Origin of the sequence: Gordonia sp. CPCC 205515, assembly GCF_048537925.1 — a bacterium.
Classification (GTDB): domain Bacteria; phylum Actinomycetota; class Actinomycetes; order Mycobacteriales; family Mycobacteriaceae; genus Gordonia.
Map to the genome: position 1 here is coordinate 587,400 of NZ_JBCLVJ010000008.1, position 15,233 is coordinate 602,632.

The window sequence follows — 15,233 nt, forward strand, 5'->3', positions numbered from 1 at the left end:
CGACGTGGGACGTCGTGCATCGCTATCGGTCCGAGCGGTCACCGTCATGTCGGGAGATCCGATTCGTCGGACGGCTCGAACCGCGGCGCGTTGTTCCGTTGATGGCGGAAGTTGCTCGACGCCTCGTAGACCCGCTTCTTGAGCCGGTTGATCGATCCGAGGGGGCGGTGTGCGGCCAGTCCGGTCCACGAGTTGTAGGAGAGCACGTCGTCGCCGAATGCGCGACGTGCGGGGGTGTAGGGGTCCTGGACCGGGTACTTGATCGTTGCCACTGTCCGATAGGGGGATTCGTCCTGGTTCCACTCCTTTGTCGCGTCCTCAATCGGCATCCTGTCGATATCGGTACACAACTGGACTTGCAAGAGGTATTCGGCGCTGTGGCAGGCGAAGAAGTCGACGACCATCTCCTGGAATGCGTTGACACCGGGTCGATCTGTGACTGGTTGCTCGGCCAGGGCACGGACTTCGGGCGACGCGGGTACATAGCGCAGCTTGGCCATGTACTTGCCGTGCAAGAGCGGTGCCGAGGTGTGGAAGGTGTCACCGAGGATGTGGGTGTTGGGCTTGACGAAGACCTTGAGGTTGTCGGACAGATGATCCTCGCCGACGACGCCGAGCCCAGTGGTGAGCGCCTTCATCGCCGGGTCCGGCAGACGCGCCAACCCGAAAGCGAACGCCATTCCCTTCAGGCTGTAGTCGTGGGCATTGGCGAACAGGAACTCCTTGTGCGTCACCATGATGAAGTCCTGGGTGGTGGCGTTGTCCTCGGGCAGGGCGCGCTCGCCCTGCACGCCGATGAGCTTGATCCCGAGACCTCGGACCCCACGGATCTGATCGCTGCGAATCGCTCCGGACGTGGACGAGAGCCGCGAGATGATCGGATAGGACTTCGGCTCGGCGAAGACCCCTTGGGCGAGTTCGTCGGGCAGGTCAGGCGTGACCTCGAGGGTGCCGCGCAAAATGCCGTGACTCTTGGCGTGCGCGTCGCGGAGGCCGTGCTTGTTCTTCCGGTAGGCGTGCTCGTTGTTGCAGCGCAGCACTCGCATGATCCGCTCGATGTCGCGGTCCTCGTCGGGGCGGGGCTGCTCCATGTGCTCGCGGTACTCGATCGGGGGTCGGATGGTGGTCGCCGTCGTCAGGTCATCGGTGGGTGACGCGATATCGGTCATGATGGCTGATCCTTGGGTGGGTTCTGAACGTTCCAGGGGGCGAACGGGTTTGCGACGCCGCACAGGGCTGGTGCGAGGGTGGGGAAGTGGCGCAGTAGTACCGACCGCATGGAGTTGTCACGGATCCACGCCATGCCGACTTCGGTGTAGACCTCGGCGTTGAAGTCGTCGGTCAGGAACCGATCGCAGGACAGGCGCCGCGAAGCCATCAGGATGAAGATCCGAAAAGCGGTGTCGCTGAACCCGAATCCCGGGAGAGTCGGTTCGGCGTAGAGACCGATCATCAGATCGAGACGTTCGATGTCTCCGTACACTGCCGCCAACTCGTCGGCCAGGCGCCGGTCCTTGGTGAGATCTGTGAAGTCCTTCTTCGGCTTGAGACGAAGCTGCCTGCGAAACTCGTTGTAGCGGGGTACCCCGCGTTCGCGGATGCGCAACAGGTCGATGGTGGCCAGGTCGATCGGTGGGTGATCCTCGCCCCGGCTGAGGTTCTGCAACGCGGACGGATAGTTGTGCAGGGTCAGCGCCCCCGGATGCGCGCAGCCGAACGAATAGAGCAGATCGTCCATGGGGGCGTCGCCGAGTCGTGTCCGGACATCCGGCATCACCAGCTCCTGGAGTTGGCGGTCCGCGATGACGCTGTTGTCGGCGAGGGCCCGAATGGTGACACCGTCGGGCATCAGGGGATGCATCCGATAGATGGCGACGAACTCTTCGGTGAGCGAGAACGGAACGTCGTTGAAGTCCGTGTGCGACCCGGGGATACCACTGAGCAGTTCGTTGTCGAAGAAGTGTCCGTAGCGGCGCGCGAAGTCCTCGCCGAGGAGGCCGAACCAGTTGCCGCGCAAACCAACGACGGTCGTCGGATGGCCCAGGATCGCCGGTGTCCAGTCAACGGTATGGATCTTGGCCATGAGTGCGCAGTTGATCAGTCGCGCAACGGTGTACCGCCGGTCGCCATCCATCTGTGGGTAGGCGGCCTTCAGACGACGACAGATGGCGTTGTGTTCCCGCAGGAATAGCGAGTGCATGAGCGCCAACCCGACCCAGAAGTTCGGTGCGGAGCCGTTCGGGTCCAGGAGCTTGTCCGTGGAGGCCGGCGGCAGCCCGTTCGTGTCGAGCCTGATCTGCCCGTCGGACAGGCGGATTGCGTCCGAGTACTCCTGGTTGTCGCCGTAGATCTGCGAACCGTCCCACCAGAAGCTGGTGATGGATTCATAGGTCCGCTCGAAACCTGGTCCGGCCGCGTCCAGAAGTGGGGTGCGAGGGATGCGGATCGCGCCGTCGCCCAGTGGGTCGCCCGGAGGTCGGTCGATCACCCAGTCGTCGGTCGGATTTGACGGTGTGGCCGTCCGGTGGTTGAACCAGTCGTGCACTTCGAATTGAATCCAGGCCGCGGCAAGCAGATTCAGCGTGGGGACGGGCTTGAAGCCGGAACTTCGGTTCAGCAGCCGCACGCTGACCTCGCGCGGATTGGGGTCGAGGACCTCATGGTCGGGCGCGGGTTTCGTGTAGCCGCGCATGTTCCGTCCGAAGCGGCTGCCCACCGAACCCATACTGGGATCGGTCTTGTCGTTGTAGACACCGGTGACGGTGCGGCCCGCAAAGTCCTCAGCTGTTCCGGGTTTCGGCGCCGGACCCGGGTGCGGCCCGGTGTCGACGAGGTTGTTGGCACGGAGTTGGCTGCGCAGGCCGATCAGCACGACAAGTCCCGGCCATTTGCCCACACGCGACCATCCCCGCCAACGGTCGACGATTTCGGCCAAGCCGGCAGCATGCCGAGTGACCGGGCCACGCCGATCAGGCTGCGTTTCCGACGGCGCAGCCTGAAGTGAAGGGGTAAAGGTGGTCAATGAAGGTATCGTCAAACGTGGTATCCGGGCCATCAGCAGCCTCCGTGGCGGGTCATCATCCGCCGGTCGTCGAATATGTGTCGTCGTGATCGTCGCTGCCCAATCAGTATGAGATCGCAGGTGAACGGGCACATGAGTAGTCGACTACTTGATTGGTCGCGAGTAGCCCCGCGATACCGACTCAGACGCCCGCGACTGCGCGTAACCGCAGGCAAATCGGGCACAGATGCCCTACGTCCGCGCCGCACGAGCCTCGAAGTCGCATCGGTCCACGACACCCGGAATGAGGTAGCGGCGTACTCGTGTGCACGGCGAAGCGAATCGGAACGATGGAGCACACCGGCGCGGCTGAAGACATCGGTGCGCAGTGAGCGTCAACGACCTGGAGGGTGGCCACCGTGATCGCACCGATCGAGATCAAAGTCAACATCGACGACGACGTAGCCCACGCGCTGGATGTCCTCGGTTGTCCGCCACGTCCTACCGAGCGCCACGAGGTCTGGTTCGCCGAGGCAAGATCCGCCGACGAACGCACCCCGCTGCCGCTGCTGTCGAGCCACATCAGCATCGCAATGCGCACCGGCGACCACGACGACGTGACCGTACGGCTGCGACCGTGCCCGCCCGGACGGCTGGTGGGCAAATGGCTCGACCCGTTCTCCGACGCCGATTTCCGCTACCACCTCCACGAGGACTGGTGTGGCTCGGATCGGGCGCTCGCGGCGTCCGCGGTGAGCCGCCGCACCACCGGTTCCGTGGCCGCCGCGATGGCGGCCGGCACCGATCCGGCGCAGGTCCTCGATTCGGCACAACGCCAATTCCTCGTCACCTGTAGTCCCGCCGGCGTGCCCATCGACCATCTGATGCGGTTGGGACCGATCGACTCCTCGCGATGGAAGGGAATCGCGATGAACGGCCTCGACCTCACAGTCGAACGCTGGACGGTACCCGACGCCGACCTGCTGGAGATATCCACGATACTGCGACCGCGACCCGGGGAGTCGGTCGGAGATCTGGAGACGCGCGCTCTGACAAAACAACTCGCTTTGCGGTCGATGCTGACCGAGCATGGAATGCGGCCGTCGGCGACCGATGCCAAGACTTTTCGAGTGTTGTGTGCGCTCGCGCGTGAGTGGGCGTGACCGACCCTCACCCCGACTACGTTGCGAGCGCGCAGAAATCGAGTAGCGCACTACTCGTTTCGACAACCTTGTCTTGTGTCACAGTGAGCGCTATCGGAAACCCGGTGACCCTGGACGACGAACCGAATCGCGGTGGCACATGTCAACAATCCAGATCCCTATGGACAACACAGACGACCCATTGTCACCAGCCGACGTGGATTGGCTCCCGTGGCGCGTGGCACCGTCATCGGGGTTTCAGATCGCCGTTCCGCGCGGCAGCATGGGGTACGCAGAATGCGCGCCTGAGCGGTCGGTCGGGGTCGCGCTCGTACAGATCGATGAGCGGCAGTTCCTCGCGCAGAACATGTTCCGCTACAGCAATGAGTCCACCGAAGACTACTTTGTGGCAAAGCTCAGCAAGGATATGTCCGCCCAGGAAGCGCGGAAGGCCGTCGACGACGCGCGGACGTTCAGTCCGGGACACGAGAATCCGACAGATCTGGCGTCGGTCCCACGCTTCCTGCGATGGTTCGAGAACTCCTATGGCAAGCACACCCTGGCCGCGCTGATCCACGACCAATTGATTTCGGACAAGGCCAACGCCGGACCTCTGCACAGCGATGCTTTGTCCGATCGCTTCTTCCGGGAGATGATGCGAACCTCCGGTGTGCCATGGCTCAAGCGGTGGATCATCTGGTCGGCGGTGGCGCTCCGGACGCGCTACGCCGCCGGCGCATTACGGCGGTGGAGCATCTTCGCATGGCTGCTGCTCAGCGTCATCGGAATCGCGTCCGCCGTGGGATCGGTAGTCCTGGGCTGGTCGTGGCCGACGGGCTCGCCTTCGTTGTCCCTCGCCCTCGCGTTCGTGTTGATTCTCCTCGCATCGCCACTCTGGGGTCGCCAGTGGGGAGCGAGTCTCGTTGCGGCCATCGCTGCGTTCTGGATCGTGCCGGCGGCCCTCGTGGCGGGATTTGCGTGGGTCGTCTACCTCGCGCTCGAGAAGATTGCGGATACCGTGGGTTCGGTTGCCACTCGAATCCCACGCCGGCGGTAGGATTTCGACGGACACCAGCACGAGAAAGAGGATCAAAGCGTTATGACCAAACGTCTGATCGTCTGCTGCGACGGCACATGGAACGTCTTCGGGCAGAAGCACCCGACGAATGTGGTCAAGCTCTACGAAGCGATCGGTAGTGCCGACGACGATGGCGTCCGCCAGGAACGGATCTACGTGGCCGGCGTGGGAACCAAACCCTGGCAGCGCATCCGCGGCGGCGTGTTGGGGTGGGGACTGTCCAAGAATCTCAAAGAGGCCTACCGAAAACTCGTGGAGGCATACGAACCCGGGGATGAGATCTTCCTCTTCGGCTTCAGTCGTGGTGCCTATACCGCGCGCAGTCTGGGTGGCTTTATCCGAAATAGCGGAATTCTCAAACGAGAGCATATGGATCAGGCCGACGCAGCCTTTGACCTCTATCGCGACCGGGACAAGTCGTCGGCGCCCAGACAGGAGCAGGCCACCGAATTCCGGCAGAAGTACTCCCACGAAACGCCGATCCGGTTCATCGGGGTCTGGGACACTGTCGGGTCGCTGGGTATCCCGATCGACGGCTGGAAGTTCGCGGAGAAGATCAACCGGCGGTGGGCATTTCACGACACTCAGCTCAGCACGACGGTGCAGGCGGCCTACCATGCGTTGGCGATCGACGAGAAGCGACGTCCCTTTGGACCGACCCTGTGGACGCCTCAGCCGGATCGGCCCGAGGGCCAGATCATCGAACAGGTGTGGTTCAGTGGCGTGCATTGCAACGTCGGCGGGGGATATGCCGACAGCCGGATCAGCGACATCCCACTCGTATGGATGATGGGACGTGCTCGGCACCACGGACTCTTCTTTTCCGAGAACCCAGTGACCGGCACGCCGGTGACCACCGAACTCGCCGCAACTTCGATCACGGATGTGATCGCGCGATTCCTCAACAGCACGGATGCATTCGCGGTCCCGCTCCAGGAATCCCGAAAGGGGTTCTACCGCGCCTTCAAACCCTTGGTGCGACAGTTGGGCTCCGTCGACGGGGAACACGAGTACGCCGCCTCGAGCGCCAAACGCCGACTGGATCGTGTCGACACCTATGACCCGGCGAATCTCATTGCCTATCAGGACGCCAAAGGCCGCGAGATGCTTGTCGATTCACATCCGATCGACTCCTGACCTGGGCGCGAACACCGACACACGAGACCTCGGAATCAGAGATCGAGAACCAGTGTGTCCGTCCTGGATCGGGATACACACGGCATCATGAAGTGGCCGTCCTCCCGCTCCTCCGCAGTCAGGACCGAATCGCGGTGGTCGGGGACGCCGGCCAGAACAGTCGCTTCACAGGTTCCGCACGTTCCGACCTCACACGACGACGGCACGTCGATACCCGCGTCGGACAGTACTTGCAGGATTGTCCGGTCGGGCGGCACTTGAAGCTTTATGCCGCTGTCGGTGAGTTCGACCGTGAAGGACCGCTCGGCGTCGGCGACGAGGTCGGTCGGCGCGAAGCGCTCAACATGCAGCGCCCCGTCATCCCAGGGCCGCGCGGCGTCCGCCACGGCGTCGAGAAGTGGTGCGGGTCCGCAACAGTAGACCTGGGTGTTGGGTTTGGGTGCCGACAGGATCGCACCGATCGGGAGGTGTCCGACGTCGTCTTGAGGGTAGATCGTGACGCGGTCGCCATGCGCGCGTAGTTGCTCGAGAAACGCCATGCCGCCCACGGTGCGTCCACCGTAGTGCAGCGCCCAGTCGGAACCGTGCTCGACGACGGCGGCGATCATCGGCAGGACGGGGGTGATGCCGATCCCTCCTGCGATGAAGATGTACCGCGGGGACGGTTGGAGCGCGAAGGTGTTCCGCGGCCCCGACACCTGCACGATGTCGTTGATGTTCAGCGAGTCATGAACGTAGGTGGAGCCGCCACGGCTGTTGGCGTCACGCAGCACCGCCACCCGATACTGCAGTCGATCGTCGGGGTCGCCGCAGAGCGAGTATTGGCGTTGATGGTCACCGCACTGGACGTCGATGTGGGCGCCGGCGTCCCATCGCGGTAGCGACTGTGCGTCGGGGTCGGTGAAGATGATCTCGACGATGTCGGCCGTCAGCCACGACTTGGCGGCGACCGTCAGTTTCAGCTCCAACGGACCTGTGTCACGACTCATGGTGTCACCGAGACTTCACGGGGTGTAGCCGCACCGGCAGCGAGACGAGAGCCGGAAAGATGAGGTCACCGAAGCGCTGTCCGGGTTCGGCCGGTTCGACTCTCTCGACACGATCGACCAAGGCGCGCAGGGTCTCTTGAAGTTGGATGCGTGCAATCGGTGCGCCGAGACAGTGGTGGAGGCCACCGCCGAATGCCACATGGGATTTTGCGTTGTCTCGGCGCAGATCGAGCACGTCGGGGTCGGGAAAGTTCTGGGGATCCCGGTTGGCTGCGGCGATCATCAGGATCGTCCGTGCGCCCGCCGGCAGGATCGTGCCGTCGGAGGTGCGGAAGTCGTCGACAAGGTAGCGCTCCCGCACATGCAGCGGGGTCCGATAGCGCAGGAGTTCGTCCACTGCACCGGGGATCAGCGCGGGGTCTGCGCGGAGTTCGTCGAGCACAGCGGGCTGTTGGGTCAGGATCTCGACGAGGTTGGAAATCGATGTGCGGGTCGTCTCGTAGCCTGCATCCAAGATGGTGTGCATCAATGACAGCACTTCGATGTGGCTCAGGTTCCCGGCTTGTTCGGCGTCGAGGAGGAGTTGCACAAACGGGCTGTGATCGGCGGCGGGGCGACTGGTCAGGAACGTGTCGAAGTAGTCGAGGTAGAACTGGGTGATCTCGTTCAGCGCAGCCAGTTGCTCACCTGCGAGCGGCGCGGGGGAGAAGATGAGCAGAAAGTCGTGCTGGCGTGCGGTCAGATGGTCCCAGTCGTCTTCGGGGATACCGAGGAACTGGCAGATGACGCCGCGAGGGATGGCTACGCCGAGGCTGTGCACGGCATCGATCGATTCATCGTGACCGAGGACCTGCGAGATCGCCCGGTCCACCGACGCGGTGGCGAACTCGCGGAACTGTTCGACGCGACGCGGGATGAACATCGGCCCGACGATGTTGCGTAGCCGCGTGTGATCGGGCTTGTTGATCTGTACCAGGTTGGCGCGCAACCGATCCAGTGCCGGGCCTGCGAGCCACGGCGGCGCCTCCGATCCCATTGGTTGCACTCGTCCCTCGGGTAGGCGCAGGACTTCGCGAACATCGGAGTGGTGGCTGAGTACCCAGGCGGGATCGCCGGGACCCAGTTCGAGAGGCAGCGCGGAGCCGGCATCCCGGAGGGTCCGGTATGCCTCGGTGCGGTCGCCGGTCAGAAACGCGGTGTCGCCGAGGTCGATGGGGAATGTGACGTGGGCGGTTTGTGTGGTTGACATTGTCGGACGGCCGCTTTCGTGGTGGGCTGGGGCGAATCGATTGGTGCGCGGACGCGGCTAGTCGTCCCAATTGCGTGGGGCCACGTACCCGCTTTGCCCCTTCTCGAGGCCGAGCGCGAGGATCGGCCCGTCCATGTTCTCCTGCCAGATGAGTGACTCCATGCCGATGTGCAGCGGGTGGTCCTGAACGGTGTAGGCACTCATGCCGGTCTCGGTGAAGTAATGTGCGTGCTCCCGCCAGGCGGGCGCCGACAGCAGCAGGTCACCGGCTTCCCAATCGATGCGCACCCCATCGACGACCGAGTAACCGACCCCGTCGACGTGGTAGTTGATGGCAACCGAGTTGTGTCGATGGCCCCGTCCTTCGGGGCGCGGTTGGACGCCGGGCGGCATCTGCGAGAGCGTCACGAAGAAGCTGCCGGTGGCACCTTGTTTGCGCTCGGTCGCCGGGTTGTAGAGAGCCATGATGGTCCGCTTGCCATCACCCAATTCCGTGGACATGAGCCCGGACATGGTCTCGTGCGGCCAATGCAGCGCCTTGTTCGGGACCGGTTCGATATCGACGAGGTACTCGTACCCGCGCAACCGTGCGCCAGTCGGAGAAACCTCGTGATCGGGGGCGGTGCCTTCCGCGACGGGTCCCGACTCGTCCATGTCGATCGGTCCGTCCGTGCCGGCTTCCGGTTCCCAGATGTCTTCGAGCTCTTCGTAGTAGTGAGTGCCGAGTACCGACAGCAGCGGCGCGTTCGAATAGGCGAGGCGAACCCAGGCGCCGGTTCCGGTGTTGCGGAATCGGTGGGGCTTCATCGACGGGATGTTGCAGACGTCGTGGCGCTTCAGCCCGATGGCGGTGCCTGCGACGTCGACCGTTCCCTCGCCGGCGATCGCGATCTGGACCGAGCTCGAGTTGCGGCGAATCGGTGTCGTGGATTCGCCGGGCAGCAGAACCTCGACGCAGACCTCGACACCGGGTGCGAATCCTCGTCCGGCCGATTCCAGGTGTACGAAGTGCGCGACACGGCGACCGTTGGCCGGTAGTGGAATTGACGACAGGTGGTCGATCGTTGCATCGATCTCGTGTCGTGACACCTTGATCGGTTTCCATGGCGTCGGGGTCTCCAGTGGTTGACCGGAGGTGTCGAGGATCGTCGTGTGCGAATCGATGGGTGCTTCGGTCGATGATGTCATTATCTGCCTCTGTTCTCTGTCATGCGGTGAGCGGAGCGTGGGTGCCGAAGCTCCGGCGGTGGTAGGTGAGTGGTTGTCCGTCAACGAGTTCGGCGTCGATGACGTTGCCGGTGACGATCACGTGGTCGCCGCCGTCGGCGGTGGAGTGGACGCTGCAGGCGACCCACCCGTAGGCGTCGGTGAGTCGGGCGGAACGGCCGCTCACGCGCCAGTCGACGGTCGCGAACTTGTCGTCGTTCTTGGTGGCGAACTGTCGCGCCAGGTGGTGCTCGCGGGCTCCGAGGATGTTCAGTCCGAAGTGTCCTGCATCCTGTATCGCCCTGAGTGTGTTGGAGTTCCGGTCCAGCGAGATCATCACCATAGGTGGGTGCATCGACAGCGAGGTGAAGGCACTGACGGTGGTGCCGTGCGGTCGACCCTCGACGACGGTGGTCACCACGGCCACCGGCGTGCAGACACCGCCCATGACGTCGCGCAGTGAATCGGTCAGTGCCTGACCGGAAACGATGGTGGTCATGCTGGTAACTCCTGCTTTTCGTCCTGAATTGTGTTGGTCAACTCCATGACCCCGGGGATGGCGATGACGAGATGGTCGCCGTCGCGGAGATAACGCGGTGGGTCTTGGCGGTGTCCGATTCCCGGTGGGGTACCGAGCGCGAGGACGTCGCCGGGTTGCAGTGTCGTGAAGGTGCTGACGTAGTCGATGATCTGGGCAGCATTGAAGTGCATGTCGCCGACTTTGCCGTGCTGATAGCGGTGTCCGTTGACCGTCGTCATGATCTCCAGTGAGGTCGGGTCGCCTATCTCATCGGCGGTGACGATCCAGGGACCCCAGGATCCCGAGGCGTCGAAGTTCTTTCCGGCGGTGGCCTGGGTGCTGTGGAGTTGGTACTCCCGAACACTGTTCTCGCCCATGATGCTGTAGCCGGCGATGTGCGCCGCGGCGTCATCGGCGTTGATGTGTCGTCCGCCGTCGCCGATCACCACGACGAGTTCGCCCTCCCAGTCGAGTGAGTCGGATACCTGCGGCCGGATCAGTGGATCATGATGTCCGACAAACGATGAGGGGAATCGGGTGAACAGCGTCGGCTGCGCGTTGACCGTCGCACCGACTTCGGCGGCGTGACTGGCGAAGTTGTGTCCGACGCAGACGATGTGGTCGGGCCGGGGAACGGGCGGAAGCCAGCGGGCCCCGGAGATGTCGATGACGGGGTACTGCTCGAGGTCTCGGCGCAGCGTCGCCCGCCGATCGCGGGGGAGGAGCCCGGCCAGGCCCGTGCGCGGCGCTGCTGCGGTCACGTCGCGGATGACGTCGCCATCGGTCGTCGCGATAACCCGTTGTGCGTCACCGATCTCGATGGTCGCGAGCCTCATCGGATCGCCCGCTCACGGTCAAGGAGGTCGGCGGCTTGTGCGAGCAGTTCCCGGACCCGGTCGCTACCCGCCGGGGTGGTTTCGATCAGCGGCGGGCGAACGTGTGGCGAAGACAGGCGACCCTCCTGCGCCAGAATCCATTTCAGGGTTGTCGGGTTGGTCTCCACGAACAAGGCGTCGACGATCGGATGCAGTGCGTAGTGGATGCGGCGTGCTCCGTCGTGATCGCCGGCGATCCACAAGTTGTACATCTGCGCACATGCCCGGGGTGCGATATTGGCTGTGGCGCTGATGAATCCGATGCCGCCGAGCGCGAGGAGCGGCAGGCACAGCAGTTCGATGCCCGACCAGACGAGCAGGTCGTCGCCTGCGGTGTGGATGACACGTGAGAAGTGTTCGAAGTCTCGGGTGGTTTCCTTGATGCCGACGATGTTGTCGACGTCGCGGTGCAGGCGTGCGATGGTTTCCGGTGCGAGGTCGACCGCGGTCCGGGATGGGACGTTGTAGGCGATGATCGGTAGATCGGGGAACTCGCGTGCGACCGTGGCATACCAGTCGTAGAGCGCCGCCTGGGTGGGGCGCGCATAGTAGGGCGTGATGACCAGGGCGGCATCGGCTCCGGCCGTGGCAGCGGCGGCCGTGAGTTCGAGGGTCTCGTCGAGTTTCGCGGATCCGGTGCCGGCGATGAAGGGCACCCGGTCACCGATCGCGGCGGCGACGCAGTGGATGGCCCGGATGCGTTCGTCGATTGTTTGTGCGCTGGGTTCACCGGTCGACCCACCGATCGAGATGCCGTGTGTGCCGGCGGCGATCTGCCAGTCGACCAACGAGGCCAGACTGTCTTCGTCGAGCTTTCCGTCGTCGGTGAACGGGGTGATCAGCGGGACAATGGATCCGGAGATGGACTGCGGGGAGGTACGAAATCTCATATCTGACTATTCCTTTCACGATGGGCGTCGACGACCAACGCGGCGACACCGAGGTCACTGAGCCCTGAGCCCATTCCCTTGAACACGGTCAGAGCGGCGCCGGCGGGACGACGGATTCCTGCCTCGAGGAGTTCGCCCAGTGTCAGGACTCCGGGAAGTTGCTCGCCGAGAGCATCTTTGAGTTCACGCGAGGCGCGTCGCGCGTTCTCGAGATCGTCGACGACGGTCAGGTCGCCGGCTTCGACGACGCCGGGGAGCAGTTCGGCCGATGACGGCAGGATCGCGCCCATCGGTCCGGGCAGTTGACGGCGCGGATTCCGAGATCGGCGCGGACGCGTTGGACGAACTCGTCGCGTCGAGTCGCGTCGGGGCTCCACACCCGAACCACGTTGATCGTCCGCACCACCGTCAGCGCAATCATCTGCTGATAGGCCTGGCGGCCGGTGCCCAGCAGCGCGACGACGTCGGCGTGCTCGTCGGCCATCACGTCCGTCGCGGCTGCCGCGGTGGCCGCCGTCCGTAGGGATCCGAGCCGCCCAGCACTCATGGCCGTGAGCAATTCGCCGGAGGTGGCATCGAACATCGTGAGGATCGCGCTCGCCCCGCGTGGGGTGTTCACCCAGTTCTTGAACGCGACCAGTCCCGATTGCTCATCGACCGCGCCGAGCGTGTGGGCGGTGCTCGGGCCGTCCCATGCGGCCATCGACTTGGCGATCACGTGGGCGTGGCCACGATGCGCGGACCGCAGTATGCGCCGGACGGCGTCGATCGCGTCGCGTTGGTCGACGAGCGCGGCAACGTCGTCATCGGTGAGGACCGGGGTTCGGGTGTCTGTACCGAGTGGCGTGATCATCGGTGACCTTTCTCGAGGTGGGCCGGATGCGCAGGTGATGTGACTTACACTGGTGGCTCTGCGGATATAAATCAAAGACAGACTTTTCGATACATACATAAGTAAGAAGTTATGGAGCAGTGATGGACGCGCAGTTGTCGTTGCGGAGGCTGGAGATCTTTCGGCTTGTCGTGGAGGAACGCAGCGTGACTCGGGCGGCGCAGGTGCTGATGATCGCGCAGCCGGCCGTGTCGTCACAGCTTCGCGCCCTCGAATCATGGGTCGGTGCAAGCCTCTTCGTTCGGCGTGGCAATCGGTTGGTGCTCACCGAAGCAGGGGAGCGCACGGCGGTCTGGGCCAAGGAGGTGCTTGCCGGGGCGGCACAGATCCGGCGGGAGGTCGGCGATCTGTCCTCCGGGCAAACCGGTCGGGTGATCATCGCCTCGAGCATGGCTGTCGGCACCTACCTCATTCCGCCGGCGGTGGCGCGGATCAGCCAGGAACGTCCCCGGGCCGACGTCACCGTCGCCGTCGGCCGACCAGACGAAGTGGTGCACGGTGTCGACACCGGCGAGTTCGACTTTGCCGTGTTGAACTGGGACGAGCGCGACATTCCCGAGTCGATGACGTCGGAGTTGCTGATCCAGTCGCGCCTCGGGATCTTCGCCACCGAACGTCTCGTGCCTCCCGGGACGTCGATGACGGTGGCGGAGGTCATGCGACTGCCGTTCATCGGCGCACCGAGTGACGTTGTCTACCAACGTAATCTCGTGGAGCAGCTGCGCGCTGCCGATGCGGCCGAGCCGCATTTCATGCTGCGTCTGGGCCATTCCGAGGCGATGATCCGCGCAGCGAGTGCGAACGACTGGGCGATCTTTGCGCCGGTGTACACACTGGCCGGGGACGCACGGCTGCACGAGATCGATGTACCCGATCTGGCACTCACCGAACGCATCGTGCTGCTGGCGCGACGGGACCGAATCCCGTCGCCGCTACAGCGCGATCTTGTTGCCGAGATTCGTACTGCGTTGCGTCAGTATGATATTCGCGTTCACCAGGAGTAGTCGCGCTCCGCCGGCGGACTCCACACCCCGGCTTCCCGCAGGATCTCGAGTACCGGGGTGAAGGTGCGCAACTCCGCCGGGCTCCACAGGGGGAAGTTGATCAGCAGGTTGACCGCATCCGTTGAGCGCTTCAGTTCGATGATCTGATCGGCCACCTCGGCCGGGGTGCCGATGAACTTCAGCATCGAACCGGCCGCACCGAATGCCTTCGCGGCCTTCTCGACTCCCATGTCGGCCCACATGGCCTGGGTCGACTCGATGGAACCGATGACGTCGGTGGCGATCTCCTTGGTCGCGTCGATGTTGAGCGATGTGAGCAACTGCTCGAACAGCTCCTCGGCCTCGCCTTCACCTTCCCGGATCAGCGCCATCGAGAAAGGGCACAGCCCGACATCGCGCCCCGTCGTGGTGGTCTGCTCGGCGAGTCGCCCACCCACGCCGGCCACCATGTCGACGGTGTTGCCCATCGCCACCAGCTGGTCGCAGTGGCGGGCGGCAAATGCGGTGCCGGCCGGTGATGCGCCCGCACTGACCAGCAAGGGTCGGGGCTTGGCTGCCGGGCGAGGCAACTTGATCCGGCCCTTGGCCCGGTAGTACTGGCCGCTGTGATCGATCGGTTCTTCTTCACTCCACAGCGCCTCGACAACCTCGACGAACTCCGCCGCCATCCGATACCGCTCGTCGTGCTCGATGAAGTCCTCCCCGAACAACGCCGCCTCATCGGCACTGAACCCGGTCACGACGTTCCAGCCCCACCTGCCATCGCTGAACGCATCCAGCGTCGCACCCATGCGCGCGACGTGGGCCGGGTGGTGGTGCGTGGTGTGGAACGTCGAGATCACGCCGATGTGCTCGGTGGCGGCGAAGAGCGCCATAGCCAGCATCGGCGCATGGTAGGCAGGTGACTGGTGACCCGCCCGCTCGGCGGCGCGCTGATGTCCGGACCAGTTGTCGGCGATGAACATCGAATCGAAGCCAACCTCCTCGGCCGCCCCGGCCAGCGCGAGCAGGTTGGCCTTGTTCATGTCCGGCCGCGTCGAGGCAGCCTCGTCGGAGTACAGGAAGTTCGTCTTGCCGGACGGAAAGAAGTAGCCGAAGTGCAGTTCGGACGGATCGAGCGACCGCGATTTCATGAGGGGACCTTTTCGTTCCTTCGAGTGGCGCTACTTGCAGCTCCACGTGACCCCCATCACGCTATTTCGTCCTGGCATAAATGCAAATATCGAAATTCGGACCTTCGCATAAGCAGG

General features: G+C 64.0%; 15 protein-coding genes. 4 read left to right on the forward strand and 11 right to left on the reverse strand.

The genetic code is table 11. The features are described 5' to 3' along the window. Window positions 1-44: 44 nt before the first annotated feature. A complete protein-coding gene (locus AAFP30_RS14585; protein ID WP_419230637.1) occupies window positions 45-1,169 on the reverse strand; it encodes a catalase family protein in 1,125 nt (374 codons plus the stop codon). Beyond that, window positions 1,166-3,055: a peroxidase family protein gene (locus tag AAFP30_RS14590; protein WP_419230638.1), complete on the reverse strand. Its 1,890-nt coding sequence runs from the start codon at window positions 3,053-3,055 to the stop codon at window positions 1,166-1,168. Before AAFP30_RS14590 ends, AAFP30_RS14585 begins: the two co-directional genes overlap by 4 nt. Window positions 3,056-3,420: 365 nt before the next feature. Between AAFP30_RS14590 and AAFP30_RS14595 the strand changes: the two genes are divergently transcribed. From AAFP30_RS14595 to AAFP30_RS14605, 3 genes are all read left to right on the forward strand, one after another. Next, window positions 3,421-4,164, forward strand: a complete 744-nt coding sequence (locus AAFP30_RS14595; protein WP_419230639.1) for a hypothetical protein — start codon at window positions 3,421-3,423, stop codon at window positions 4,162-4,164. A gap of 160 nt (window positions 4,165-4,324) precedes the next feature. Next, window positions 4,325-5,200, forward strand: coding sequence for a DUF1353 domain-containing protein (locus AAFP30_RS14600; protein ID WP_419230640.1), 876 nt, complete (start codon window positions 4,325-4,327; stop codon window positions 5,198-5,200). A 42-nt stretch (window positions 5,201-5,242) separates the two neighbouring features. Continuing rightward, entirely contained in the window at window positions 5,243-6,358 is a 1,116-nt protein-coding gene (locus tag AAFP30_RS14605; RefSeq protein WP_419230641.1) for a DUF2235 domain-containing protein, read from the forward strand. Window positions 6,359-6,393: 35 nt separating this feature from the next. On the opposite strand, the gene AAFP30_RS14610 is transcribed toward AAFP30_RS14605, so the two are convergent. Genes AAFP30_RS14610 through AAFP30_RS14645 form a run of 8 tightly spaced genes read right to left on the reverse strand, consistent with a single transcriptional unit; the run spans window position 6,394 to window position 12,940 of the window. Next, window positions 6,394-7,347 carry a PDR/VanB family oxidoreductase gene (locus tag AAFP30_RS14610; RefSeq protein WP_419230642.1) on the reverse strand — a complete coding sequence of 318 codons (954 nt, stop codon included), beginning with the start codon at window positions 7,345-7,347 and terminating at the stop codon, window positions 6,394-6,396. Window positions 7,348-7,351: 4 nt separating this feature from the next. Beyond that, window positions 7,352-8,596, reverse strand: coding sequence for a cytochrome P450 (locus AAFP30_RS14615; protein WP_419230643.1), 1,245 nt, complete (start codon window positions 8,594-8,596; stop codon window positions 7,352-7,354). A 57-nt stretch (window positions 8,597-8,653) separates the two neighbouring features. Continuing rightward, window positions 8,654-9,784 carry a hypothetical protein gene (locus AAFP30_RS14620; protein ID WP_419230644.1) on the reverse strand — a complete coding sequence of 377 codons (1,131 nt, stop codon included), beginning with the start codon at window positions 9,782-9,784 and terminating at the stop codon, window positions 8,654-8,656. 19 nt (window positions 9,785-9,803) lie between these two features. Beyond that, window positions 9,804-10,301, reverse strand: a complete 498-nt coding sequence (locus AAFP30_RS14625) for a flavin reductase family protein (protein WP_419230645.1) — start codon at window positions 10,299-10,301, stop codon at window positions 9,804-9,806. Beyond that, entirely contained in the window at window positions 10,298-11,158 is an 861-nt protein-coding gene (locus tag AAFP30_RS14630) for a fumarylacetoacetate hydrolase family protein (protein WP_419230646.1), read from the reverse strand. The genes AAFP30_RS14625 and AAFP30_RS14630 overlap by 4 nt, the downstream gene beginning before the upstream one ends. Continuing rightward, window positions 11,155-12,087 carry a 4-hydroxy-tetrahydrodipicolinate synthase gene (gene dapA, locus AAFP30_RS14635; RefSeq protein WP_419230647.1) on the reverse strand — a complete coding sequence of 311 codons (933 nt, stop codon included), beginning with the start codon at window positions 12,085-12,087 and terminating at the stop codon, window positions 11,155-11,157. Before dapA ends, AAFP30_RS14630 begins: the two co-directional genes overlap by 4 nt. Continuing rightward, a complete protein-coding gene (locus AAFP30_RS14640) occupies window positions 12,084-12,377 on the reverse strand; it encodes a hypothetical protein (RefSeq protein WP_419230648.1) in 294 nt (97 codons plus the stop codon). The genes dapA and AAFP30_RS14640 overlap by 4 nt, the downstream gene beginning before the upstream one ends. Next, window positions 12,314-12,940, reverse strand: coding sequence for a hypothetical protein (locus AAFP30_RS14645; protein ID WP_419230649.1), 627 nt, complete (start codon window positions 12,938-12,940; stop codon window positions 12,314-12,316). The genes AAFP30_RS14640 and AAFP30_RS14645 overlap by 64 nt, the downstream gene beginning before the upstream one ends. A 122-nt stretch (window positions 12,941-13,062) precedes the next feature. On the opposite strand from AAFP30_RS14645, the gene AAFP30_RS14650 reads away from it, so the two are divergent. Further along, on the forward strand, window positions 13,063-13,983 hold the full coding sequence (locus AAFP30_RS14650) for a LysR family transcriptional regulator (RefSeq protein WP_419230650.1): 921 nt from the start codon (window positions 13,063-13,065) through the stop codon (window positions 13,981-13,983). On the opposite strand, the gene AAFP30_RS14655 is transcribed toward AAFP30_RS14650, so the two are convergent. Continuing rightward, window positions 13,971-15,116, reverse strand: a complete 1,146-nt coding sequence (locus tag AAFP30_RS14655; protein WP_419230651.1) for an LLM class flavin-dependent oxidoreductase — start codon at window positions 15,114-15,116, stop codon at window positions 13,971-13,973. The genes AAFP30_RS14650 and AAFP30_RS14655 overlap by 13 nt on opposite strands. Between the last annotated feature and the right edge of the window lie 117 nt (window positions 15,117-15,233).